Genomic DNA, 24026 nt, shown 5'->3' with positions numbered 1-24026 from the left:
TGAGGCCATTATGTCATGTATTAATTTCACTCTGACATGTATTGAAAAGCATGTAGAGCAAGGCGCCACTACCGACTTTCTTACGATGCTGTTTGGTGGTTGGGTACAAACTTTCTACGGTGATACTTCTGTCGCGCCTAGTATGTCCCCAGTAATGGTGATGATAGGTGGCCTTAACTTTTTGGCGTTACTCTACGGAACTATTAACGTCACTTACAACTCAGCACATATCATGATGAATGCCGCTTCGACAGGGCATATATTTGGTAAAATGTCACCCTATGTCCCTTTAAGGATAGCAATCGCGTTAGGCTCACTTGCCCCAATGGTCACAACGGCAAGTGGAGGCTCGTTTGTTTCTGTGGGCCAAGTAACCGGTATGTATGTGATTGTTCATGGAGCCGGAGCTGCGGATTTGTTTTGGAGAGCTGGCGTTAACCAATACATATCTTTAACCAATTCCTCTCAAACCAAACCACTTGCTAAAGATGTTTTTAACGCTGGTGAAACTCTAACTTCAATGTTGCTCTGTAATGAGTATTTTGGTGAAAGAAAGCCAAGTGAGAAATTTTCTGTCATTACCCAAAAAGCCAGTGGTGCTGAACTTAGATTTAGCAGCCCTACTCTTCCAACTATAAGCTCTATCAGAGGGTTCTATGTGGCACATACACCTTCAAACCCAGATGAGTTAGTAGCAGATCATATGAGTTCTAATACCGTAACGCGAGTAACACTCCAATTTTCTAAAGGTGTTTGTGGTTCAATTGATCTCCCGATGGTACCTCGCTCAACAAACAGTTCAATGCCAGTTGATAAGGCAGCATATTATGCAAATTATTACGGTATTGACGCTATCTTGAGATACATTGCTGACATTCAAACCCAAGTAGCAAATCTTAAGGAAACGATAGATCGCGCTGATATCTCAAAGTATGTTTCTGCTTACGCAAAATTCAATGTAGACCACTACTATCGTTACATCACGACTCAGCTGCAGCACAAGGAAATAGCTAAGAAAATCTATCAAAGCCATATAAATCTTAGTTACTGTCACTCAAGAGTCGTAAAAAGAGCCTTTGCAGGTGAATTCAATCGTGGTTGGGAAGGGCAAGAAAGAAACTACTGCTCTTCTGCTTCAGGTTCTGTCGGAATCCCAATCAACGTCGATAATAATTTGTTAAACCAACTTACAAAAGGCGGTTGGTTGAAAGCAGCTTCATCGATTTCTCGAATGAATGGAATGATGCAAATTGCGAACTCTCAAGCGGAGTTTTCAATTAATAATCTCATCTCCTTCAGGCTACCTAGCCGTACAGAGTTTTGTGAAGATACTAGTTGGTGGACCACATTTTCACTGGGAGAACGTGACTTAGATGATGAAATTGATGAGGCTGAAGAGTGTCGGAGCTTTTTTGCTTCTGAACAAACACCTCCATTTCTATGGTCACTACTACGCTCCCTTGCATTAAGTGGAGAAATTGGCAGTGATTGGGCGACAGCTCAGAAATCTTCAGATTGGCAATCAATGCTTACTCTTTCTGAAAGGCAAGCAAACTCTTCATCCCCTGTTTCATCAAATGGACCTGGCATCATAAGGGTTTCATCTAGCATTCTTGCTGCAACACTGGAATTAGGTAACCACACTCATAATATTGCTTCAGGTCTAAGCAACCCTTCTTCCTTGGGCATTGATTATGATACAGCTTTGTATGATATCTCTGGTGAGACTAACGCACTGACTATGCTTGCAACCTTGGGTGAGGGCTTAAAGGTTATCTATTGGATCGTGTTAACCGCGATGTCGGGGGCTCAACAGGTATCCGATTCCATGGCATCCAGTACAGTGACTGGTTTTTTGGGGACTCCTGTAAAAGTCTTGGCGAATACATTATTTCCTTTGGTTATTGCTTCAATATCAGGCGCTTTTATCTTAGCGAACGTGCTGCCGATGCTGCCCGTTATAACGTTTATTTTTATTGTGACTGCATTTTTCTTGATATGTGCTGAAGCTTTAGGTGGTATTGCCCTTGGTTCAGCCTTGTTAGCCTCTGCAGCTGGGGAAGGTTTGATGGCCATTCATGGGCTTAGAATGGCGGCTTTGTATGGCGCAATATTTCTTAGACCTTCTTTACACACTATTGGTTTAATGCTCGGTTTTGCGCTGTGTAATGTTTCTTATGCGATCTTTAACGTTCTGTGGTGGTCGTCTATCGGAAACAACGCGAATACTTCATGGGACATCATGGATATGGTTATGATCACAGGTGGATTTCCTATGGTTATGTTTGGCCTTATGGTGTATTGCCTCAAAGCCCCGAATCTCTACGCGAATAACCTAATGACATGGGTAGCTACAGAGGCCGTTGGTCAGTTCGGTGATGGTCATGAGTATATTGATTCAACCAAGACCACAATGGGTAAGATGCAAGGTGCCTTTGATACTGCAGTTGCTGGTGCTGGCCGTAATTCGGCAGCACAACCATCACCTCCTGAACCAAAGAAGCCGAGTGACGATAAAGTAACAAAAACAGATCCACCACCTAAATCAACTTAGTAAAAGTGATGAATGCCAATGAAATTCATATTTAACTCAAGTGTATTGAACTCTAGGTTTTACAAGCCATCAACGCAATGGACATGGAATATGTTCAAAGTCAGATTTTGGTATGAGTGGACGCCAGTATTCAAGTCTGAACGCGTCATGGAGTTGATCTATTCAGATTACAAATTACCTGAGCAGGGAATAAAGAAGGCCATAGAAAACCACAGGAGTTTTAACCCGTATGGTCTTTTGCCTAAACATATCGAATATTCTAAAGGTAATGCTAGATACCTCGAAAAGCACGGATATCGGTTACCTTCGAAAAATGAAAGTGATTTTAGAATCTCCTCACTAATCAAGATCGAAGATAAAGCATATGGCACTTCATTAATTACCAATAGTAAGCAGCAATCTGATTTTGGCGGGAAAGGTAGTATTACAGAAACTCCTTTGGTACCAATAAATATGGACCAAGTAAAACTCATTCCTAGAATTAATGGTGGATATGACATTGAGACAATCAAGAATCCAGACTTAGATTCCGATGATGAACCTATGAGTTACATGGGGATTGTTAACTCTACTCCGGAATATATGAAGCTCTCATTGTTTAGGCCCACGCCTAAGCACTTTGATTTGGTCGAATTCGATCATGTTGTTAAGGCTGGCTTCGACCTTACTAACGAACAAGTGGACAAGAAGGGGGCGCAACTTCAAATCTGCGGATGGGTCACCCTAATATTTTTGATGATGTTTAGCTATTTCACGGTCGTAGCAGGTTTTAAGTTTGTCATAGCGACAGCAGTAACGAACCAGTTCGAGTATTCGTATTTGCTAAGCAGTTTGTATTTGTTTGTTCTATCTACCCTTAGCGGCGTTATTTATCTGTCTTACGTGCATCTCTATTGGCAATATTGCCGAAATCGATTCGGTTCATTGTATTGCTATTTTAAAGATGTATCTAAAAACCCTATCCGATTACTGCCAATTCCTTTTACTGATCCAATGTTGGAGGTAAACAATGTTTGAAAATCTATCCATATACACACTTCCAACTGACTTTCGTCTCAATTTAGAAGATAACAAAGACAACCTCATTAAGCTGTCTTCAAAGCCCCTATCAGGCTCTCAAGATAGCAGGCTCGGTTGGATTTCACCGATGAACAATGAGGACCCATTTGTTTCGTTAGAGCGTGACACATTATTTCTAGTTGAGCGGCGTTATAAGTCTGTTGCTCCGAGCACCCTAAAAGAAGCGATAAATCAACACATCCTGAAATTGGCTCAGGACTCTCCAGAAACATGGGGACCAAAGGCCAAAGTGACTAAAGCGCAGAAAAAAGATTTGTCTGACATGGTATGGGCTGCATTGATAAAGCAAGCTCACACACAATTTTCAAAGACGTACGTTTTGGTTAGCCAGGAACTTAATATGGTCTTAATAGGCTCAATCAAAGATAGTCATTCTGAGGATGTGATTGATTTGTTTAGGGCTACTTTTAAGTCATTCCCAGCTAAACCGTTAGAGCTAAACAAGGCGGCTAACGACTCATTCTTGGAGTGGCTTGGTGAAAATGGTACCCCTGATCAATTTGAACTACGAGACGGCGGTTTAGTCATGGAGAGTCGCCACAATAAGAAGAACAAAGTTAGCTATAATTCTCAAATAATGAGTTCCGATGAAATCAATGCAAATATACTTGCCGATAAAAAGCCTACTAAGGTTGAACTTGCTTGGGATGATTCTCTTGCTTTTTGTCTTGATTCAAATATGAAATTCTCAAAATTCAAACTTCAAGGCATTCTCAAAGAAAGAATCAAGTCATCTGTTGAGTTAGGTGCTGGTGGTAAAGGAGACGGTACCCTATCCGAAGTAATTGAAAAGAATCGACTAAAAACTATGTCAAAGTGCTCTCTTACTAGACTCTCAATAGTATCAATGCTTAAAAACTTACTGCCTGCTATGGGCGGGTACAAAGGCACACACAGAACAAACTCTGATCAGGATAAGGACGATGTATCAAAGCTCATCAATGGATTTGAAGCGACAACTTGAGTTTATTCCCACTCTCAACAAAATAGCGCTAGGTTGTCCTAGCGCTTTTTTGTTGGGTGGAAAAGTTGTTTGATAGCTCGCTAGTCGTTCTCCAAACCAACAACGGCAAAAAATCTATTTGCTGCATAGTAAATTATAGGGCCAACTTCAGAAGCTAAAATGACCCACCAAATGATTAATAAGGTATGGATGTCATAGCTTCCAAAGTACGACTTAGTCCAATCAAAAAGGCTATCGGCACTTGGGATGGATTCAGCTGTTATGTAAAAACCATTCAATAAATTATTTGCTAATCCTTCATAACTTAAAATCATAGTGGGTACAGCGATGAGCGCATTTGTGTCGAGAATCGGGAGTGTGAAATCTCTTACCAGATAAAACCCGTTGTACAAAATTAGAAAGCCAAACAGACCAAAACAAAACTGTGCAGGGCCAGAAAGGTTTCGCGATAAGAAGCTTAGCGGAATGAAGGCCACTCTCAATAAAGCTGTAATGAGATATACAGTGACCCCAGTAATGGCAAAATATATAAGCGCAGGAGTTCTTAGAAATCCAAATAGTATTGCGAGGATAATATTCATAAAACGCCTTAAAATAATATATTAACTTATAGTTTAAGGCATTTTTTATATGAATTAAAGTCGTAGCGTTTGTTTTGTGAGCGTTATGGGTAAAAACAGTACAATGTTAGTAGGGCTCGGTTGTTATTCGTGACTTGCCAAGCCTTCGCTTGGTAGTTATAACTGAGCAATTGAACAAAGTATTTCGATGAATTTGACTGAACTCTTACTCGGTTGTAAGCGTAATTAGAAGCCAATTTGCCAGATGCCGCTATCGAAGTACGTTGATCCTCCCAGTTCACTACGAGCCTATTTGCGGCTATTCCGGCACCATCACCACAGTTAACACGGTCTATCGGGCCTTGACCGTAGATGGTTACTGAACCTTTATGTACATAGTTCGGCGTCAAGTTAGACAGGGATACTCCTCCCCTAGAAGTCAAACGTATATCTTGTGTTCGGGATACACCTGCTGGGTCAAAGAACATACTGTTATCACCCTGAGCAACGATTGCCCCTGGTAAGTAAATTGAGCCATTCTCTATAGTTGATATGTTAGGGCCAGTTCCTACAGCTACCCCCCCTGCGAAATTATTAATCTCATTACTATCAAGTTGATTAATAGCAGTATTAATGGTCGCTGTACCAATAGTGCCGGTATCAACGTCTAGTGCAGTACCATTCAAATTGTCGTAAGTTAAATCAGTGCCAGTTAGTGTATCTATTGCGCCTGTATTTGAAGTTAGGTTGTCAATATTCCCTGTCGTAGCATTGAGCGTATCTGCTGTTAATGTGTTTAATGTGCTTGTACCATCTAAATCCAAATTGAATACTGGGGCTTCTCGATCGACTATTGTTGATACTTCTAACTGATTCATATCATTAAGGTTCTGGCCACCCCAAGGGATTGCAACCAGTGGTGAGTTTAGACCTCTAATGCTAAGATCTTCAGATGTTGTCGAGTTCCATGCCACATTAAACGTAATTACGCCTGTATCTTGGTCACAACCGACATTTGACATTGCCCCTGAGAAGCCTACATTGGATAGGCCACCTGCAGCTACTCTCGCTATAGCGCAAGAACGGCGTATGCCATTGGTTCCATTGAAGTCGAAACCTCTCGTTCCTGCTGTATTTGAAACTGTGACTTGCACATTGAGTTGGATGCCATCATTACTGACTTCACTACGATATTGCATGTCGTCACCAATTTGGGGCTCATTTTGAAAGTCACAAAACAAATATTCGTCTGGTTGAGGGCCACCACAAACCGGCTGTTTTAACCAAGTAGAGCCTATGTGAACAGCGCCATTTTCAAACGGTGCCCCTGCAACATTCCATTGATCAAGCGCTGTGGTCTGAGTAGTGGCAATTTTGACAGCATGAATTAGCGTTGATAAAGATTGGCCTTGTTGATTGTCCAATCTCATTTCTAATTCAGTTTGTTGCGAAGAAACAAAAGCAGCAGTGAAGATACTAAGGAAAAACATAGCTCCCATAATCTGCAATTGAAAAAAGAAGCCTGCTTGTTTCTTCAGTGTTCGAATTGTTTTCATGGGAGCCCCCAATGGGTTAACGGTTAATGAATGTTATTGTAACTGAGTCTGCCGATGAACATTGTGTCTTCATAGTAGCGTTGCCATCGATACGAGTACCTTCAACTTGGATTTCCACAAACTGTTGGAATGTATTTGCTACAAGCTTGTTACATTGATCTGTTTCTACACCTGAAAGAGCAAATGTGAAGTATTTACCTGTTCCCGTTGTAGTGATTCCGTCTTTGTTAGTTGCTGTATCAGCACTAGCACAAGTTAAACCATTATCCGTAAAAGGTGTCGTGAACTGATCGGCGGTGGCACTTAACCAGTCGGATGGGAAAATATCTTTGTCATAACAGTCTTTGTTGTTGACGGACGTGTAACTACCAAAACCGCCTACAGTGGTTCGCATTTTTTCAGAGGCGGTAATCAATGCCGTTCTTGCTTTGGTCACTTGATTATCTTCGCTGCTATCACCCAAGGTAGTCGCATAACCGACAACCATAACCCCCAAAAAGATTAGGACAGCTTGTAATTCACCTGAAATTGCAAACCCGCCACGCTTTCTGTGGTGGTTGTCAGGATTTTTTGAAACGTTTTTTTTGAATTTATCAAATAACATATAGATACCTTTAGTGTTGGTTTTTAAATGATTAGAGCATATAACAATTGGGTAAAATAAACTTTATTGAGCCACTTGTCCAATACTTGATAGCGATAAACCTACAATACCATTTACTGTTAAAACGCAAATTAAACAAAACATCATGATACTTGCCGTCATCCTTGTTACTAATTTCTCAGTACTCTTGAATACCTCTTCTGCAATTAAATCAATTTTATTTGTAAACCCTTCTGTTGACGCATAGGATTCAACCTCAATCCGCGGTTCTTTAGAAAAAAAATCACAGGCGAGAGCTTTACCTGTAGACTTACCATGTATCATGCTTATACGCATTTTCTGGCACCAGTGAGAAACAAATGGGGTCGAATTTGTACCAAGCATTCTAAGTGCATCGGTAGCGGGTATACCCACTTTAAGCAACGCACCAAATGTTTGTAGGGTTATTGCTGAATTGATGCTATCGATTACATTCCATGGTGGTATCCCGACAGGTCTCCTTTTGATTTGATTAGGCAAGCTCCAGCGTATATAAAATAGATAGATTAAAAGACCAAAAATGATAAAGGGGCTGGCAATATAAACACTTTCTGTAAAGCCTCTAGCAAAAGTCAGCATTGGAGTAGGCTCAATTTTCAAACCTTTAAACAGTGACTCATAGACAAATAAATGAGCACCGGAGCAAATCGCGATTATCAATAGAATTCCGACTATTGGCCCTACGATCCCAATAAATCCTGCCGCTTTCATCTCGTTCTTTCGTCTAAGGTTAGACACGCACATTTTTAATACTGTAGATGCTGCTGTTTCCTTCGAAATAGCTTTAACAACGCCAACGGTTTGTTCATCAAAAAATGGACTAACCATGTACTCAAGTTTAGGTTTGAAGGTGAAGCGCTCATACAATATTTGTACAAACTTTGCCTCCCATGAGTTAGGCTGCTGCGCTTGATATGCAGCTGAAAGCGAGCTGAGTACGTTTGACATAGAATCACCATCTTCTAAGCGAGCTGCCATTTTTTCTAGTAGTGCAGACTTTCTCTTGCTTCCCACACGAAAGTTAATATATCTAAGTTTTAAGTTATCAAGAGCACTATCTGACAGGTACTCATTTTTTAAATTTTCTATATTGTCATTTAAATTATTCATAGTATTCACAGCATTGGGTTGAATAACGCAACACCTAGCTCCTTTCGTAAGTGAGCACTGTTTTCCAGAAGGTCAACTTCACTCTCAATAATTTCAGGGTCTAACTGACCAAGAAACATTTTGTATAAAGCGTGTTCCAACTTAGTGAACCCCCCTGTTTCATACCAATGTGCCTTGGCCTTCATATCTTCACCATCGCACCAATATGCACGAATTGTTTTGTCTGGAACAAGTACTTCAGCAACTGGGGTTCTCCCTTTTCGGCCATCTGGGGAGTAATCGCATTTTTCACAACCACCAGTGGTTGGGAATCGGATTTTAGGTAAAAACTCAACAAGCTCTAACGCAGATAATTTTTTCAGAGTTTTGTACACGAGCTGAGAATCGTCCGGAAGTTCATCTGCAGTTTTACTACAGTGAATGCATATCGTTCTAAGAAGTGATTGCGCAATGACGATAGAAAGTGCGCTTGGAGATTGATAGACTGCTCGTGGAATTGAAAAGCCGTCTAGTCTTCCTGGTACATCGTGTGCTGACGCCGTATGAATCGTTGATAAACATAGGTGGCCAGTTCGAGCCGCTTCTATTGAGAATTTTGCAGAGTCATGGCAGCGTACTTCGCCTGTACCCATAATGTCTGGGTCAAGCCTCATGAAACATTGGGCGATCCGGTCAAATTGACCATCTAGAGTATTGCTTCTTTTGTCTGATGAGTCCGAGTTGTCTTCGAGGTTAACTTGTGAAACCCCTTTAAGATTCATCTCGATTGGGTTTTCAGCTGTTACGAACTTTCTTGTGCCAGCATATTTATCCAATAAATAGTCAAAGATCGAATACAAAGATTGGGTCTTACCTGAACCTGTAACGCCTGAAAGCAATACGTTACCTTGCTTCATTGATGATAGTGATTTTATCATTCGCAATTGACGAGGGTGGTATCCAGTGTCAGCAAGAGGTCTTACAGTTGTTTCTTTCAAGCCACTCGTTATACGACAGACAAGGTCCCCGCCTCTTTCTGTTGTACGAGGGGCGAATTCAACGCGCATTTCGATCGTTGATTGGCCAAAGCTGTAGATAAACTTGCCTGTTTGTGGCTTATTCCAATTCAAGTTATTGCCCTGAATTGTACTGCCATTGGCTTTATCCCCACCAATTACGTTATAGGCAATATCAACGGTCTCATATAGAAAGTCGAAAGGGTATTCTTTGAAGATTTTAAGATCTCCATCTTCCCTAATACGAACTTTAGTTTCTCCAGGTATATCGGAAACTTCAAAGTGAATGTCACTGCATGAAGGGTATAACTTCATTATTTCTGATGATATTTCTTTAAATACTCGGCCTTCATCATCGTTTCCGGCGTATGCTTTTGAGCCTGTATACTCTGATAAAGAGCAGATTAATTCATTAACACAAAGTACATTAACTAAATTGACACCTTTTACACTATCAATGCTTAAATCAGAAAATAAGGATGTTTTAATTTGCTGATATTGTTTAGCTCCCTCACTACTAATTAGAAGAGTGATAACTTCACTTATAGTGCCATCTATGGAGAGTTTGTTTCTAGCAACCAAATAGGTTTTGCCATAAGCAGGGTTCAGGATCTTTTCTGAACCTATTATTTCGCCTATGTCCCATGTAAGGTCAGATTTTTTTGTAAACGCAGTAGCATTAATGTAGATGCCAAAAGGGCGTTCATCAGGGCTGTTAATGTACGCTGAAAGTGAACCATTTTGATTTGTTTCAATTAAATCTGAACCGTTTAAAGGTACTAATTTAGTATTTGAATTGTCTAAAACTGAAACTTGAGTATTCATCCCCCCCCCCTTACTTAAACATTAAACCAGGTGAAGGAGAGTTGTTAGGCATCATCTGACCTCCGGTAGCATTAAAAACGCCCGAACGCATTTCTCCAAGCTTTTGCTCAATTATCTGATCTCTAAACTTTTGAGACTTTTTGAAACGAGAAAGAGCTTCGTCTTCTCCCATTAGTTTCAGCTGGCGAGTATTAGATTTTTCAGTAGAATTAAGGTCCATATTTGCTTTTTCAATAAGGGCACCGTCAAAAGATAGGTCTTTGATATACCACTCACCGAAAATTGCCCCTTCAGTTAAGATTTCATTCGCGCCTTGGTACCAAAATTCTCCGCGAATCAAACCGGCGACTTCGTATAGGTCGGTTAGATAGATTTGCGATTCCATTTCTTTGATTAAACTATCAAGGGCGACTTCTTTATCTTTAAGCTCTTTAGCTTCAAGTTCCGATTGGTACTTTTGGATTTGGAATTCCCGCTCGGCATCAGATACTTCTTTCTTAGCAGAACCACCCTGAATTAAACCTTTCTCAATGAGCAATAAATTTTTGTACTCATTGTCGAGCATCTTCATTTTATTCCTATGTTGTCGTTCTGCAGCCTGTAATTCCTGTGAGTTCAGTTGATCATTTTGCTTAGCTGAAAGCATTCTTTTTTCTTGAATGTCTTCGTATGTTTCCGTCTGGGCAAAAACCGTTAATGGGGCTACTAAAATTAAGGAGCATAGTAGTGCCTTGCAATTCCATCTATTCATACTATTTCTCAATTTCCTGTTCGTTCAAAATGCTATTACTGTGAAGGTACTGAAGCATCAAAGTAATTTCTTCAGTTTCTAAATTAAGATTGATTTTCCTAACGATCATGTTCGGAAACGCCGATAATTCCTGAGCCAATTTCTTTAGGTTTGAAAATGACCAGCCATAGCCGCTAGTTTCAATTTTTACATCAATGGTTATGTACTCAATTTCTGGGTCGTTTATTTCGGTGTTATAGATAAGGTTCTTAAATGGCACCTCTCGTTTTGTATTCGAGCTTGCTGTAATTGAACCGGTGAATTTTCCATGATATTTATCCTGCCTTTCTTGAATAAAACTCAAAATATCAACGTATTTCCCATCTGTGTCGTTTATAAAAACCTCTGCATCGACAATATCAAATTTTTGGGTAGGCATTTCCAGTGAGGTTACAGTCTTCGTTTCAATTACTTGGCCAGATAGTTTGTAGATCACCTGCCCATCAAACTGAGCAGCATCTCTAAATTTGGCTACTGTTGAGCCACCGTTACGCCACTGGATAGAAACGACATGGAAAAGTTCAATGTCCGGTGATTTTTGTAAATCAGATTCAGTACCGGATATAGTCGCCTTTAATTCTAATGAGACTGAATATGGGTACCATTTTTCTACATTCACAGGTAGAGTGTTGACGTATCTATAGAAGTCTCCAATAACTTTTGTAGGGTTTGCTCCAGTCAATCGCTGGCTAAGCCACTTCGCTTCTTCATTCGATGCTGCAATCTTATCCCTAGCCAGTGCTGCGGAATAGTTGCCCTGATTTTGCCCTCTTGTGAACCCTACTTTTGAGGGTGTAGAGTAATAATTATCTAAGTTAGGGAGTTCATCTAAGCCAGCATCATTTTCCTTTAAATACTTGTACCCAAAAACTGCTGAAGCTAGCGTTAATAAGACGCCAACTTTCTTTAATGGCAGGGAAGCCAAAGGGTTACGGTTAAAAAGCTTATCAACTGGCTTTACGAGAGCAAATTTTTCAGATTCGATCGCGTCATTAATCGTTTTGTAAGACAACTCCTGATACATATCAATGTCTTCAACGAATGTACCAGAGACACAGTCTCTAACAACTTCCGGCACAACATGCCTTAATTTTCGATCATGCAAGTCATAGATTTGGTAATGTTCTTGCATTTGGTCGGCAACTTCAGACACATCATTTAGAATGATGTCGTTTTTACCCGTAGCTGGGCATTTGTCTATAATTAAGAGGTACCAAAATCGCCCATCGTCCAACTGCTCAACAAAATAAGCGTTGGGGTATTGCTCCGAAATTGCCTTACAAACAATCGCCGCAGCAGAATAGAAACGGGTTGAGATTTGATGGGCTAATCCAACACTATGGCATGGTAGTGATTCGATGTCTTCGCCATCAACCGTTAACCCATATTTGGCATCGTATTTGTCTATGATACGTTTAAGGTGTCGCTGTTTCTCAGTAGGAGCAATACTATGCCAAGACAAGCCCATGTAATGCCTAGGGAAGCCTTTTCCCTCGAGAGATAGCATTTGTTTATCACTATTCATAGCCACCTACACTTTTTCAATATGCGGTGTAACCAAGATAAGCATTACGGAGCGTTGTTTCTTAGATGAATCGTTGCCACCTAACCACCAAAACATGCTGCCTAGCATTGACTGATTTTGGCTATTATCAATCACTTGCTCAAATCCTGTCATAATGATCGTTTCACCTGGACGGACATTTCTTGCGCTTACTAGAGCTGATACCGTTCTGTCAGTCAGTTGGAGCTGAGTGTCACCTACTTCTAGCGGGTCAAGTGCATTCAAAGAGCTGATGTCTGTCACCAAACGAATAGCGATTGTTCCGTTTGAATTCACCTTTGGAGTAGCGAAGAAAACAATACCATTTGTCGTTGTGTCGGTGGTTGCTGTCGTTCTAATTACGTCACCGGAAACGCTAGTTTCAATTTTATCTGCATACTTACGTTCGTTGACGTATTGGATTGGTACTATGTCGTTGTTGGGAACCGTAGTATCAATGGTCTTTTTCAAAGACAGCGCTTTGGTGCCTTGTAACGCTCTGATAGCCATTTCAGTACCTTTGAATGCCCCCTTGGAGATTTTTATACCGAAGCCACCTAAGTTGGTTGAATCCCCAATTGGAACACCATCAAAATTGAGTTCCGTACTGCCACTTTGATACTTAATAGCTTGTTCAATACCCATGTTAGTTGAGTCGGTTGTTATCACCTCCCAAAGCTCAATGTTTAACCTGATCATCTTCCCAGCAATAGAATTTGACTGGTCAATGAAGCTTTCAATCAATTCCAGTTTCGCGGGTGTGTCAGTGACAGCAACGAGACTTAATGCAGGTAAGACCTCTACTCGAGCCTCTTCAGATGCCACGGATTTAACACCAGCAAGTAGCTGTTCCAATGGTTTTCCTAAATCTCTATTTAAGCTATAGCTATGTGAGCTTGCTGTAGTAGATGTGGTCCCCGACCCTTGCTCGCCACCACCAGTAGAAGAGTTGATATTAGATGTGAGCTTAGTGGACGAAGCATACTGATCGATACGGAAGTACTTAGTATCCTGATGATAGAAGGTAACTCGACCATCATCCCCATACTTCCACCATAGGTTTGTTTTTGCAGCAATGCTGTCAAGGAGTTGTTTGAAAGCAATACGAGATTCATTACGCAATGAAATCGTAACACCGGCACCGTCAATCAGACCTGAAGTATTGGTATTGGTATATTGAGCTTCCACATTAATGTCTTCACCTGTGGAATCACTTGTTCCTGTAGCCTCGGTGCTATTACTTATGTCGCCTTCAGTAGCTTTAGATAGGTATTCAATAGCATCCGCTGAAAACGAAATATAGACACCGTAGGAGCTGAATGTATTATTGAGATAATCAATTACCTCACCAAGTGGTTTGGCTCGGAAGTTTTTAAAACGTGTTGGGCTCGAAAAGATTTCAGGTAAATCGACCTCTTCTTTGTACTTGTAAGGGGCGCCCAATATTACAAAATTTTGCTCTTCAGAATATACGCTTTGGTTTACACCTGCCTTCAGCTGGTTATCTAAGATTGTTTTTAGAGCTGCTTCTGACTGTGAAGCCGCAATTTTATTTTGAGTGTCACCAGGTACAGTACAACCAGATACGATAATGGCAAAAAAGAGTACCGGAGTGATTCCTTTGAAGAAGTTCATTTTTATTCCTTTCTATTTAGCGGTCTGCGTAGAGCCGCCTGGCAATATATGAGCAGCACCAATTTCAGGGCTGAAGCTAACCCAGAGAGGCTCATCAGTTTTTAACGTTTCTTGGAGTACTAAATCTAAAACGCCACCTTTGCCTGTTAGGTTACCAACCAAAACTGAATTTGATTTAACGGGGAAATCGAATTCACTACCCCAGATGATGTCAATGTTTGATTGCGAGTCCCATACTTGAAAGTTTTTACGAAGAGATAGCTTAGAATTCATAACCCAAATATTAGGGTTTCTTGTTTGTAAATGGGTGAGGTGTTCGCGGTTAGTGGAGGCTGCGATAACATTTTCTTCTTCATTAATTACGATATAAACGCCTTTATTAATGCGTTGAATTTTCATTATTGCTGTTCGCCAATTTACGGCAGGTTCCCAACCAAGTAGATGGTTAAACATATTTGGCCCGAGGTTTACTTTCCATCCGCGAGGGGCAAGACCATTAAGAATTTCATGGGCCGGAAGCTTGTGTTTAATATTACTTCCGGATTCAATGTAAGTATCATTTAGTCCATGTTGCGTATCAGTTTCAAAGTCACTGAAGACCACACCAGAGTGGGCAACAGAGGCATAAAGTATCGCTGGTATTAAATAGAAATATTTCATAAGAATTCTCTTTGCTTGATGAATTAAATATACGACATTTGTGATTAATAAACAATAAATCAACTAAACTCTATTGCTTGGTTTCCACTGATGTTTGGATTTGATCGGTGCATTGTTACCTTTTATGTTTTTCGCGATGAGATAGACAATTAGTTCCACAGGCCCTCGACCAGTAGCCGCAACAATCATCATGACAACGAAAAAACCGGCTAAGAATTTTAGGTACGACATACTAAACATTAAAGGCGTTAACAACAGCGGGAAGATTGCGGTTCCGTCCATTAAAAAAAACAAAGCCCTTTTCATAGCGGTCTGAACTACTTTCCGGTCCAAATGCGGTTTGTAGTTACTCATACAAGCTCCTCCATCATCAATGATTCAGGGGCTATGATTCCATTGTCATACAAGTTTTTAAGTTGCTGAGCAAAGGTATTTCCTCGTTCAATTAGGTGTTGTTGGATAATGATGCCAATTTCAATATCAGTTTTTGCAGCCAGTAAATGGCCCCTCAATTCAGAATCTAAATACACAGTTTCACGAATTGCGATTCTACCACCGTCAATTGTATGTACTAAAATTTGAGCAACGACTGTTGATAGTTCATTAATAAAACTGCCCAATACAGCCTTCTTATCATCCCCATCAATCATGTTGAAAATACGCGAAATAGCACTTTTGCAAGAATTTGCATGCAATGTTGCCAATAAGAAGTGTCCTGTATTTGAAAAATTTAATGCATATTCAATTGATTCTTTCGACCTTAATTCTCCCTGAACGAGAATGTTAGGTCGCAATCTCAATGCGGTTCTTAATCCGCTACCAAACGAAAGTACGTCCGAATCAGTCTCAATTGGACCAACCTCATGAACAGATATAGAGTTCCCTGTAGCTTTCTTGACTTTTTCATAGCTAATTTCAGGTGGGTCTTCAAACACTAGTATGTGCTTACCGTTCGAAGGTGTTTCGAGAACTGTCCTGATAATACCTGCCATTGTGGTTGTTTTTCCCGTTCCTGTGCCACCTACAAACAGAGCAATACCTTTACGATTTTTTTGAACAACATCCACAAGTTCAGGTTCTATATTCAACTGCTGAGCATTCTTGGGTGTGTCAGGGTTTAGTCGACCGACTAGTTTGAACGTTTTTCCGTAAATCAAGGATCTTGAAGTTAATGCGGCAACTCGAAAGCTTCGAACCTTGGTTTTATCATCTGGGTTTTTAGTGATGTGAGCAAAGAAGACAGGCTCTGCACTATTAACTGAATTAAGAAGTGAAGCCTTTGAACCGAGCATATAAAGCAAGATTTTTTTACACGCATTAGGTTGCATTGTCCTATCTGTGATTTCATGGATCGTTCCATTTACATCCACTCGTACGCGATAGCCATAGTCGATGAGAATGTCTGATGCATTTAAGTCAATGGCAGTCCATAATATTTGACTGATTTCAACATCCGTCATTTCACTTGAGACATTTAGTAGGGGTATTTTTTTTTGCATTAATCCATACCTAACTTGATGTATGAATCTTCAATTTCTTGAATGCTGAGCTCTCCATTTACAACTCTGCTGGTGATTTCTTTTCTAATTGACCCTCTTGGTTCTGTAATTGGCGAATCATACTGATCGCTATCACTTTGCCAAGACGCGAGCCCATCAAGAGAGACATATTGTGTCCCAAGCCCCATCTGATTCCCTTGGATTGTCACACCCACATTTTCAACTATCATTCCTGGTTTGTTTAAGTGATTTAATTCCACTGCGTTTATGTATCTAACCATACCCGTTGCATCAACGAACGCCTGAATTGCTCTTGAACGCATCTCTGTAATAGCTTGTTCTTCCCCCATTGACCAACCATCTTCAACAGCTTGAAGAAATACTTCTTCTTCTTCTTGATTTGACGGAAGCAGCTCAAGAATAGGCTTGTGCGATACCATTTTATTTTCGTCATAAAAGTAGTCAGACCAACTAGGCTTTCGTAACACTGGCTTAGGTTGAGTTCTTAATTGGTAAATAACATCATCGGTTCTCACATAAGGCGTATCAGCATCAGTGTTGATAACAGAATGAGCCTGTATTTCATCAACAATACCAGGCACTATAAACTTAGCTTCACCGGAATTAAGGTCTGCAGAAACGTTCACCAAGCTTTCGAATGGTAAAAGCCTACTCCAAAGCTCTTTTTTCTTATCCGTTAGTTCTACCAGCCGCGCCATAGTTGCTATATATCCATTTGAGCTGCCAAGTTCTTCTCCGCTTTCTTTAATCGAAGCCATTCGAAGAGCAAGCTCTTGGTCATCAATATGCTGCTGATAACCTTTAAGATTCGATAGCTCTTCTAGTGTCATGTAATCGCTCTGTTTAGCCATAGCGACAGGAGTTGTGACAAACAGGATTGACATGATTTTTATCAAACATTTCAATTCGTAGTCTCCAAGTATTTGACGACTATTGTTTTAACTTTATGGTCAATCATAAAATCAACTTGAGCTCCCTTCTCTGCATCAATCATCGATATTGCATCCTTTATTGGTTGATCATTGAGTACTAGGTTGACCCAAACACCTCCTGGCGGTTTACGGCCATAGGTGAAAACCCTCTCAGACCCATAACCAACTTTTTCGGCAATTCCTTTTGCAATAGTCTCGACTTCGCATTGACAGTTCCAATCAACCCTTTTGTCAAAACCAGGTAGAACCATTGTCGACAACATTTTTTCTTGCCTTCGCTGCCCGAATGGCTTAATGGCTTGAGCCTTTGCACTTCTTGTTTTTGCAAGTAAACGTAATTCATCCAGCAGTTCTATTGCGTAAGGCTCCAATCCACCAAACGCTCGCTCTTCTACACTAGGAATGTCCATTTCGCTGTGGTCAACGACTTGGCTGCTTGTGCAACCTGTCAAAGATATAAAACAAAAGAAAAGGATGGCCCAAAATTTATTAGTCATGATTAAACTCTTGTAGATAGTTGAGGCAAGTGGTTTTACTAGAATTGAGGTTAACGATCTTATCTGTTGCGTCTGCTGAAGCGTTCCCTTTGGTTAAATCTGGATGATGCAATCTAACTTGAGTATGAAACGCTTTTTTAATATCGCGTGTTGTGAAGGTAGAATGCGGATCTAAACTCAACACTTTCAGTGCCTTAAGTACTTCAGGTGGAAGGATAGATTCGTCCTTACTGGTGCCCCCTGATTTTGGTTGGTTTTGTCGTGGTTCTTTGGTCGAGTCATAACCAGCCTTACGAATTTTCGCTCTAGCCTCATTAAACTTGTTGCTTCGTTTGTTTGTCGATTTGTAGATGACCAAATATCCAACAAAGAACAGAATTCCGGCGATAAACGACAAGACCACCGAGTTGAATATGTAGTACGTAGCTAAGGTGCCAGCTGTAATGATGGCGATCATAGGCATTAAGTAGGGGGTGAATTTGTTAATCATAGCAGACCCAAAGAGTATCAATTACACTTAATCTATGTCATTTTGAATACAAAAACAATAGTAATAAATTCGAGCGTTAGCTTGGTATAAATTCTGAGGCGATCAATTTAAAATTGACCAGTGTAATAGGCCATATGATTTACTTAATTTCAAAAAGAGTGCGATTTTTGTCACATTTTGGCCGAGCATTTTATTAAAAAAGCTGCATATTCGAGAACGGCGGTGAAATATGATTCAGATTCTATTAATATCCAAAATGAATTTTTCACAACTAGTCAATAACTACAATCTATTATATTTGGCTACGAACACATATATAGGCTTAAAATGGAATTATCTAACTACCATCAGATTGCTGACTCTCTATTCAAGTCAGAATTCAGTAACAACGATATTGGGTACCTAGAAAATCGTAATGAAAACCTTGAACTGGTTATCAGACGAGGAGTTAATGTTGAAGCATTACTCTCATTGTTTGACTATGGTCAAACTGCTACCCACCATATAAACGACACTACGGCAAAAAAGATAGAAGCTGAGCTATCAGTTTCTGAAGGATGGTTGGATACGAAACATGAAATTAAGTCGAGAAAGTTGGTTGTCAATATCAGACAACACAACATTGCTCAATTAGTTATTGACGACAAGTTCAAGGTTCAGACGAAGCAGTTTTTAAGCAAAATCATATCTTCAACACCTTCTATGGCATTATATTACCTAATGTACGAGGTGAATTTTGAGGAACAATCCTTTTACTTTCGTTCGCTTGAAAATTTTCTAGACTTAGATATTTGCGTACTAGATGACGATATGCTTTAACGTTCGAATGATGGCCCATCAGATAATTTCCCTTTCTTTGTGATGGTAGTATCAGGTTTGTTTGCTGGTGCTACCTCTCTTATGTTTTGCCACCTCTTCGAACTTTGAATTGTGTCTTGAACCATGACTAAGTTGAGTTTGCTCAGGTCCCTATTTTGCTCTTTTTCAGTAACGCTAATTTTCAAACGTAAATCCGAGCTCGCGAGAGGATCTGCGTTGATTCTATCCAGCAGTGTAGGAAGTTGATTGAAAGGAGTAGTATCAAAAGCTGATAAGACTTGGGGTGGAATACAACTTGATCGTATTGCCACTATATTTTGAATCAGTTCATTGTAACCTTGCTCACGCTTCTTTGAAGTTGATAATTCTAATTTAGTAAACTGCGAAAATGCGCTTTTTAGATCTTTAAGGTTCATGATGTGATTCGGGAATACTCAATTGTGCAAAAGCAATGGGTTGATATGCAGTCTGTAGAACCGCCCTCTTAAACCAGAGGTTTACGCTGGTGTAATCAAGCCCATTTTTTAACATGAGTGAGGCGTAATAATCTTGGGGTTCATAGTTTGCAATCCTACAAATTACATCGAAGTCGAACAATACAAGTTGGTGTTTGTTGTACAGCTTTTCAATTGAACTGATGATGCTTTCTACTGGTACTTCACTGGAGGATTCGACTTTAGCCATTAAAGAATGGTCTGTTTCTAGGGCAAGTGAGATCAGGTATAACGCTACGCTTCGCGAATACTCTGATACTGAAGGAAATGACAACAATGATGCAATATTTTGAAGTTCACTCATAGAGTTATTTACAAGGTTCTTTTTATTAAGTGTTAATCCAATTATAGAGCTTTAAAAGACTACATGAGATTTATAATTAATTGAGGTAATACAAGCATAGCTGACATCCAATACATCAATAAACTGTATGTATGGAAATTAGACATAAAGCTAGTCTATATGCAATCAAATGTAAACTATAGCAATAAAGGAACAATACATGCCAGAACCATGGGAATTTGAGCCTGAAAATCAAGATATTGATTTTATAGATGTTTCAGAAGCTTCTACGACTGTTATTGAAAATCCGGAGGAAACAAAAGAGACACAACCATTTTTAAATGACGTTCATCTTAGTGAGTTTGTGCCAAAAGAAAAACTCAATGTTCAAAATAGTGGAGAAAGGTCTCAATCCATACAAAAAACAGTAAATGAAAACCCTACTAACGGTGAAAGTACCGCACGGCCAACACCATATTTTCACCCTAATAGCCAAGTAAAGCTATACCATAAACAACATGGGACTGCCGCTGTGATACGCTTAGGTAAAACCAGGAACGACTTAATTACTGTCGTTATAGATCTTTGTTTTAACCATACAGGAAATCCTGATGATTGGCAGGGGCAACCTAGTGTCGCATTTGGTGTTGATGAGCTGCTGGAAGCATTTCATTTATTGAAAGCTGATAACAACAACTATAAGCAAACTTTGAAGTTCCATTCCCAGCACAAAAACTTCCTTAATCTATGTTGTAACTGTGATTCAATCATAATCGATACGACCAGTTCTCAAAAACGACTATATTTGAAAGGGTTAATCGGTCATAAAATTAAGTTTTTAGCCATGGTGGAATCTGCAATTAACCACTATTTTGCCACAGCATTCCCATTAGTTGAGAAAAACATAATTGAACGTTTATGAAGATTTTAGACTTCCTTGAAGCTTTATGTTTGAAGCTTCAAGGTGGCCTGTTGCTCTTAGGTATCGCATCACTGTGCTCATATTTGTCCAATCACCAATCGACATTAAATCCGCTTCGCTCATGTTGTGGATGACTTTTCCATCTATGCAAGCACCAACTCGCCCTGAGTGTCCAGTCCATATTCTTCCGTAGTCTGGGTGTTTAATGGCGTTTTTATCATGTGTATACAATAGCTTATATGCTCGTTCAAATACGCGATCAATCGTTTCTCCTGGCATTGGCGTAGTTCCGTTTTTAAACATAGAATTTTGATAGATCCAGCTGAAGATATACGTATTGGTTTCAGTTAGACGAACCGGTACTTTTTTCTTTGCCATTTCCTTTAGCACCCCTTCTTCCATCTTTTCTATGTTTGATTCCTCTTTATCGATGGCCTTGTTAAACAACACAATGGCATTATCAACAATGGCCAGGTAATTATTTAAAATCTCAGCATACTCATTGGTAATTGATTTCTCAACTGGAGCACTACTGGTCTTCGAAACCACCCTTTTTATTGTTATTGAACCATTAGAAAAACTAATGTTTTTTCTAAGAATGGTACCTATTTCCCCCTCTCGGATTCCGGTACAGTATGCAATGATCAATACGCATAGATCCCGTAGGTTTTTTAAGCCTGTTTGTTCTAAGTCCCGCATCAGCGGCAGAAGTGCATTTAAGTGTTGGGCGCGGAACGGAACTGCGACACGCTGAGTTACTTTGTTCAAATCAGCTTTGGCCATGTCACGTTTCAAGCCCTTGAAGCGTTCCACTATCATCCTTTCTTTTGTTGCGTCAGGCATATCCATCAACTTAAAAAAAATCGAGAACAAGTTCTTACGAGTTACGATTGTGGCATAGGATTTATGCTCTTCAAGCTGCAGATGAACAAACCAGTAAAAAAATATTTGAGTATTGATTGGAAATGCGTAGCGTAACCCGATGTCAGTAGTATAACTACACCAACTTCGTAACGTAGAAAACAGGTTCCTTTGAGTAGCTTCTGATAGCCCTCCCCTAGTTACCTCAAATATCTTCATGTTTTTAAGTACTTTTTCTATTTCAGGATGATTCGGGTCAATGGCCGCAGACAGATCAGGTAGTGGTACTTTTAAACGCTTGATGTTGTCATTACTACTTTCAAGTTTTTCATGCAGTTTACTTAACTTGGATATCGTTTCCGCACTCATCCCACTTTGATTTAATGCTAACTTTGTCGCCATACATTGAAACCTTTTTACTTGTGACAGTGTCACTCACTCGTGATTATTTCATGTTATAACTGTAATTATAACATGAAATCTAAACTTGGATATAAATACAGTACTTTTGCTATTCGTGTTGAAGCATATTATGTCTTTCTTCATGCACCAGCGCTTCCCCGTGCTATACCACTCAATTAGCGAATAATGCACTGGTCAAATGTATGGTTTGGGCGGATATGTTCATTGCCAATCAGATTGTACTATTGGCTGGTATTTTTAGCGGGATTAATGAAAGTTATTTAGGTATGGATTGAATTGCTCTTGATAGAAATGATGTACAACAAAGTTCAATTAAAAAGGCTGGCCAAATAGAGTCATACTTATTGTATATAATAATTTAGGTCTATAGCTACGAAATAACATTTACCTCTTCTTTATATCAAATCTTTCTATATTAATTAATATAGTGATTTCTAATATATATTATGGACATGTTTATTCAGTTGTAATTTAAATTGGTGCTTTTCAGTTCTTAGCATTTTAAATATAATTGTATACTCGTGAGACACAAGATCTATACTACAGTAGTTCAACCTTGCTTGTTCATTATCACGTCTTTTTATATGTAGAGGAAACACATCAAGCTACTGATTCATATTGTTTTTTATTCTGTTGTGCATTTCAAAACCTAGGACAATACCGCTAATTCCTGGTTGACTTTTAAAGGTATACACGGGAGCTGAAGTTGTGCCACTTTCTTTTATAAAACAAGTCATAATAATGCTTTAATTATTTTAGCTGTGTCTTTTCATTTTCAATTAATATGGTAATCTATTATCTTCTTCCAATAATAACTTAAAATTAAGTAATATTTTATTTTATATTAACCTAGTTATTAGCTCATTAATCTTGAAATCTTAATTACCTTTTCATCATGATAGACCCATCTCCACCAGCATTATTTTGTTCACTATAAATGTTAAGAATTGAACCGCTTAAATCCTCAATCTCATGGACATTCAGACTTAATCTAGGGGTGGCTTTTCGGTACAATACTATTGTCAAAGAATCTTAGCTGAAGACACCTGTGACAGTGTAACTAACTATGGCTATCTGTCTCACTCTATGTTGTGTTCTGTTGGCTCAGGAATATGTACCGTAGCTCAGCGTGAACTTGCCATTGAACGAAGAGTGACAACATCTAGCCTAAAATCTCTCACAAGTTTATTAAAGAAAGTTGCATCTAATGACGCTAACTTCAACCAGCTTAGTGCTTCATTGTTAGCTCTCGCGCTCTTATGTCGGCCAGTATATTTGATCATTTGGCCTCTCGTATGAGCACGTTATGACTTTTCTAATATCTAGGTTTTTCTCAAAAACTAGGATCTTTCAGGAGACAATAAAGTAAAGCTCATTTTTGGACAAAACTTTGTCAGTGCTTTTGCTAAATTAGCAAACCACAAATATACATAGGTATGGCAAAGTTGTTGTGAAAAGCTAGTGCGATGGTTAACATCGCACCGGATAAGTATTGGCTGAGTTCGTGTTAAGCGGCATTACGTAAAATCGCGTTGTCTTGACTAACACTACAAACACTTAAAGCGTATTGTTGCCTTGGGATAATTTCCCAAAATAAATGGCCCCTGATTTTCGTGGGTGTCTATTACTTCTAATTCTTTATCTAGACTTTTACAAAAATTATTAGCTTGTTCTAATACCTCCTGTAGTAGCGGCTCACTACCTGACGGGAGAGCCCCCTCTTGTCTAGACATTACATACTGGCCTTTTCCTGATGGAGTAGGACCTGTTGTCGTTGTTGAGCACCCAGCTAGAGTAAGTAACGATAACCCAAAAAAAATCTCTTTCATTGCAATAACTTACGCCTTAAAAATTAATATAAACTATAAAA

At 39.5% G+C, this 24026-nt stretch carries 23 protein-coding genes; 5 read left to right on the top strand and 18 right to left on the bottom strand.

The annotated features are described in order from the left end of the window. Nucleotides 1-10: 10 nt before the first annotated feature. The 3 genes from OCV52_RS24275 (at nucleotide 11) to rdgC (ending at nucleotide 4598) form a co-directional block, all read left to right on the top strand. Nucleotides 11-2554 (top strand): DotA/TraY family protein, encoded by a 2544-nt coding sequence (locus OCV52_RS24275; protein ID WP_137406552.1) that lies wholly within the window; start codon nucleotides 11-13, stop codon nucleotides 2552-2554. A 90-nt stretch (nucleotides 2555-2644) separates the two neighbouring features. Next, nucleotides 2645-3571 (top strand): hypothetical protein, encoded by a 927-nt coding sequence (locus OCV52_RS24270; RefSeq protein ID WP_137406553.1) that lies wholly within the window; start codon nucleotides 2645-2647, stop codon nucleotides 3569-3571. Beyond that, entirely contained in the window at nucleotides 3564-4598 is a 1035-nt protein-coding gene (gene rdgC / locus OCV52_RS24265) for a recombination-associated protein RdgC (protein ID WP_137406554.1), read from the top strand. Before OCV52_RS24270 ends, rdgC begins: the two co-directional genes overlap by 8 nt. A gap of 80 nt (nucleotides 4599-4678) precedes the next feature. Here the strand turns inward: rdgC and OCV52_RS24260 are convergent, their stop codons facing one another. The 14 genes from OCV52_RS24260 to OCV52_RS24195 all read right to left on the bottom strand — a co-directional run bounded on the left by OCV52_RS24260 (nucleotide 4679) and on the right by OCV52_RS24195 (nucleotide 18354). Further along, complete coding sequence (locus tag OCV52_RS24260) at nucleotides 4679-5179, bottom strand: hypothetical protein (protein ID WP_137406555.1); 501 nt, start codon at nucleotides 5177-5179, stop codon at nucleotides 4679-4681. Nucleotides 5180-5262: 83 nt separating this feature from the next. Then, nucleotides 5263-6714, bottom strand: a complete 1452-nt coding sequence (locus OCV52_RS24255) for a hypothetical protein (RefSeq protein ID WP_137406556.1) — start codon at nucleotides 6712-6714, stop codon at nucleotides 5263-5265. 16 nt (nucleotides 6715-6730) lie between these two features. Beyond that, nucleotides 6731-7318 (bottom strand): hypothetical protein, encoded by a 588-nt coding sequence (locus OCV52_RS24250; RefSeq protein WP_137406557.1) that lies wholly within the window; start codon nucleotides 7316-7318, stop codon nucleotides 6731-6733. Nucleotides 7319-7381: 63 nt separating this feature from the next. Continuing rightward, nucleotides 7382-8467 carry a hypothetical protein gene (locus OCV52_RS24245; protein ID WP_137406558.1) on the bottom strand — a complete coding sequence of 362 codons (1086 nt, stop codon included), beginning with the start codon at nucleotides 8465-8467 and terminating at the stop codon, nucleotides 7382-7384. 5 nt (nucleotides 8468-8472) lie between these two features. After that, on the bottom strand, nucleotides 8473-10287 hold the full coding sequence (locus OCV52_RS24240; protein WP_137406559.1) for a GspE/PulE family protein: 1815 nt from the start codon (nucleotides 10285-10287) through the stop codon (nucleotides 8473-8475). A 10-nt stretch (nucleotides 10288-10297) separates the two neighbouring features. After that, complete coding sequence (locus OCV52_RS24235; protein WP_137406560.1) at nucleotides 10298-11038, bottom strand: hypothetical protein; 741 nt, start codon at nucleotides 11036-11038, stop codon at nucleotides 10298-10300. 1 nt (nucleotide 11039) lies between these two features. After that, nucleotides 11040-12602, bottom strand: coding sequence for a hypothetical protein (locus OCV52_RS24230; RefSeq protein WP_137406561.1), 1563 nt, complete (start codon nucleotides 12600-12602; stop codon nucleotides 11040-11042). A 6-nt stretch (nucleotides 12603-12608) separates the two neighbouring features. Next, a complete protein-coding gene (locus OCV52_RS24225; protein ID WP_137406562.1) occupies nucleotides 12609-14255 on the bottom strand; it encodes a hypothetical protein in 1647 nt (548 codons plus the stop codon). A 12-nt stretch (nucleotides 14256-14267) separates the two neighbouring features. Further along, nucleotides 14268-14915, bottom strand: a complete 648-nt coding sequence (locus OCV52_RS24220) for a hypothetical protein (protein ID WP_137406563.1) — start codon at nucleotides 14913-14915, stop codon at nucleotides 14268-14270. A gap of 63 nt (nucleotides 14916-14978) precedes the next feature. Further along, entirely contained in the window at nucleotides 14979-15269 is a 291-nt protein-coding gene (locus tag OCV52_RS24215) for a hypothetical protein (protein WP_137406564.1), read from the bottom strand. Beyond that, the gene (locus OCV52_RS24210) at nucleotides 15266-16414 is read right to left on the bottom strand and encodes an ATPase, T2SS/T4P/T4SS family (RefSeq protein WP_137406565.1); all 1149 of its coding nucleotides are present in this window, start codon (nucleotides 16412-16414) and stop codon (nucleotides 15266-15268) included. Before OCV52_RS24210 ends, OCV52_RS24215 begins: the two co-directional genes overlap by 4 nt. After that, on the bottom strand, nucleotides 16414-17265 hold the full coding sequence (locus OCV52_RS24205) for a type IV secretory system conjugative DNA transfer family protein (protein WP_170222412.1): 852 nt from the start codon (nucleotides 17263-17265) through the stop codon (nucleotides 16414-16416). The genes OCV52_RS24210 and OCV52_RS24205 overlap by 1 nt, the downstream gene beginning before the upstream one ends. Before the next feature lie 71 nt (nucleotides 17266-17336). Then, entirely contained in the window at nucleotides 17337-17864 is a 528-nt protein-coding gene (locus OCV52_RS24200) for a hypothetical protein (protein WP_137406567.1), read from the bottom strand. Continuing rightward, complete coding sequence (locus tag OCV52_RS24195; RefSeq protein WP_137406568.1) at nucleotides 17857-18354, bottom strand: SoxR reducing system RseC family protein; 498 nt, start codon at nucleotides 18352-18354, stop codon at nucleotides 17857-17859. Before OCV52_RS24195 ends, OCV52_RS24200 begins: the two co-directional genes overlap by 8 nt. 327 nt (nucleotides 18355-18681) lie before the next feature. Here OCV52_RS24195 and OCV52_RS24190 point away from each other — a divergent pair, with 327 nt between their 5' ends. Further along, nucleotides 18682-19173, top strand: coding sequence for a hypothetical protein (locus OCV52_RS24190; protein WP_137406569.1), 492 nt, complete (start codon nucleotides 18682-18684; stop codon nucleotides 19171-19173). Here OCV52_RS24190 and OCV52_RS24185 read toward each other — a convergent pair. Further along, nucleotides 19170-19589 carry a hypothetical protein gene (locus tag OCV52_RS24185; protein ID WP_137406570.1) on the bottom strand — a complete coding sequence of 140 codons (420 nt, stop codon included), beginning with the start codon at nucleotides 19587-19589 and terminating at the stop codon, nucleotides 19170-19172. The two genes, OCV52_RS24190 and OCV52_RS24185, sit on opposite strands and share 4 nt — an antisense overlap. After that, nucleotides 19579-19971: a hypothetical protein gene (locus tag OCV52_RS24180; protein WP_137406571.1), complete on the bottom strand. Its 393-nt coding sequence runs from the start codon at nucleotides 19969-19971 to the stop codon at nucleotides 19579-19581. Before OCV52_RS24180 ends, OCV52_RS24185 begins: the two co-directional genes overlap by 11 nt. A gap of 199 nt (nucleotides 19972-20170) precedes the next feature. Here OCV52_RS24180 and OCV52_RS24175 point away from each other — a divergent pair, with 199 nt between their 5' ends. Further along, nucleotides 20171-20872: a hypothetical protein gene (locus tag OCV52_RS24175; protein WP_137406572.1), complete on the top strand. Its 702-nt coding sequence runs from the start codon at nucleotides 20171-20173 to the stop codon at nucleotides 20870-20872. Here OCV52_RS24175 and OCV52_RS24170 read toward each other — a convergent pair. Next, nucleotides 20867-22135, bottom strand: coding sequence for a site-specific integrase (locus tag OCV52_RS24170; protein WP_137406573.1), 1269 nt, complete (start codon nucleotides 22133-22135; stop codon nucleotides 20867-20869). The two genes, OCV52_RS24175 and OCV52_RS24170, sit on opposite strands and share 6 nt — an antisense overlap. Nucleotides 22136-23703: 1568 nt before the next feature. After that, entirely contained in the window at nucleotides 23704-23985 is a 282-nt protein-coding gene (locus OCV52_RS24165; protein WP_137406574.1) for a hypothetical protein, read from the bottom strand. Nucleotides 23986-24026: the final 41 nt, after the last annotated feature.

Origin of the sequence: Vibrio chagasii (genome assembly GCF_024347355.1) — a bacterium.
Lineage (GTDB): Bacteria > Pseudomonadota > Gammaproteobacteria > Enterobacterales > Vibrionaceae > Vibrio > Vibrio chagasii.
This window is presented reverse-complemented; position numbering and strand designations above follow the sequence as displayed.

Excerpts from the sequence above, each read along its gene's own strand:
- OCV52_RS24275 (WP_137406552.1), top strand. The coding sequence starts at position 11 with ATGTCATGTATTAATTTCACTCTGACATGTATTGAAAAGCATGTAGAG.
- OCV52_RS24270 (WP_137406553.1), top strand. The coding sequence starts at position 2,645 with ATGTTCAAAGTCAGATTTTGGTATGAGTGGACGCCAGTATTCAAGTCT.
- rdgC (WP_137406554.1), top strand. The coding sequence starts at position 3,564 with ATGTTTGAAAATCTATCCATATACACACTTCCAACTGACTTTCGTCTC.
- OCV52_RS24260 (WP_137406555.1), bottom strand. The coding sequence starts at position 5,179 with ATGAATATTATCCTCGCAATACTATTTGGATTTCTAAGAACTCCTGCG.
- OCV52_RS24255 (WP_137406556.1), bottom strand. The coding sequence starts at position 6,714 with ATGAAAACAATTCGAACACTGAAGAAACAAGCAGGCTTCTTTTTTCAA.
- OCV52_RS24250 (WP_137406557.1), bottom strand. The coding sequence starts at position 7,318 with ATGTTATTTGATAAATTCAAAAAAAACGTTTCAAAAAATCCTGACAAC.
- OCV52_RS24245 (WP_137406558.1), bottom strand. The coding sequence starts at position 8,467 with ATGAATAATTTAAATGACAATATAGAAAATTTAAAAAATGAGTACCTG.
- OCV52_RS24240 (WP_137406559.1), bottom strand. The coding sequence starts at position 10,287 with ATGAATACTCAAGTTTCAGTTTTAGACAATTCAAATACTAAATTAGTA.
- OCV52_RS24235 (WP_137406560.1), bottom strand. The coding sequence starts at position 11,038 with ATGAATAGATGGAATTGCAAGGCACTACTATGCTCCTTAATTTTAGTA.
- OCV52_RS24230 (WP_137406561.1), bottom strand. The coding sequence starts at position 12,602 with ATGAATAGTGATAAACAAATGCTATCTCTCGAGGGAAAAGGCTTCCCT.
- OCV52_RS24225 (WP_137406562.1), bottom strand. The coding sequence starts at position 14,255 with ATGAACTTCTTCAAAGGAATCACTCCGGTACTCTTTTTTGCCATTATC.
- OCV52_RS24220 (WP_137406563.1), bottom strand. The coding sequence starts at position 14,915 with ATGAAATATTTCTATTTAATACCAGCGATACTTTATGCCTCTGTTGCC.
- OCV52_RS24215 (WP_137406564.1), bottom strand. The coding sequence starts at position 15,269 with ATGAGTAACTACAAACCGCATTTGGACCGGAAAGTAGTTCAGACCGCT.
- OCV52_RS24210 (WP_137406565.1), bottom strand. The coding sequence starts at position 16,414 with ATGCAAAAAAAAATACCCCTACTAAATGTCTCAAGTGAAATGACGGAT.
- OCV52_RS24205 (WP_170222412.1), bottom strand. The coding sequence starts at position 17,265 with ATGACACTAGAAGAGCTATCGAATCTTAAAGGTTATCAGCAGCATATT.
- OCV52_RS24200 (WP_137406567.1), bottom strand. The coding sequence starts at position 17,864 with ATGACTAATAAATTTTGGGCCATCCTTTTCTTTTGTTTTATATCTTTG.
- OCV52_RS24195 (WP_137406568.1), bottom strand. The coding sequence starts at position 18,354 with ATGATTAACAAATTCACCCCCTACTTAATGCCTATGATCGCCATCATT.
- OCV52_RS24190 (WP_137406569.1), top strand. The coding sequence starts at position 18,682 with ATGGAATTATCTAACTACCATCAGATTGCTGACTCTCTATTCAAGTCA.
- OCV52_RS24185 (WP_137406570.1), bottom strand. The coding sequence starts at position 19,589 with ATGAACCTTAAAGATCTAAAAAGCGCATTTTCGCAGTTTACTAAATTA.
- OCV52_RS24180 (WP_137406571.1), bottom strand. The coding sequence starts at position 19,971 with ATGAGTGAACTTCAAAATATTGCATCATTGTTGTCATTTCCTTCAGTA.
- OCV52_RS24175 (WP_137406572.1), top strand. The coding sequence starts at position 20,171 with ATGCCAGAACCATGGGAATTTGAGCCTGAAAATCAAGATATTGATTTT.
- OCV52_RS24170 (WP_137406573.1), bottom strand. The coding sequence starts at position 22,135 with ATGGCGACAAAGTTAGCATTAAATCAAAGTGGGATGAGTGCGGAAACG.
- OCV52_RS24165 (WP_137406574.1), bottom strand. The coding sequence starts at position 23,985 with ATGAAAGAGATTTTTTTTGGGTTATCGTTACTTACTCTAGCTGGGTGC.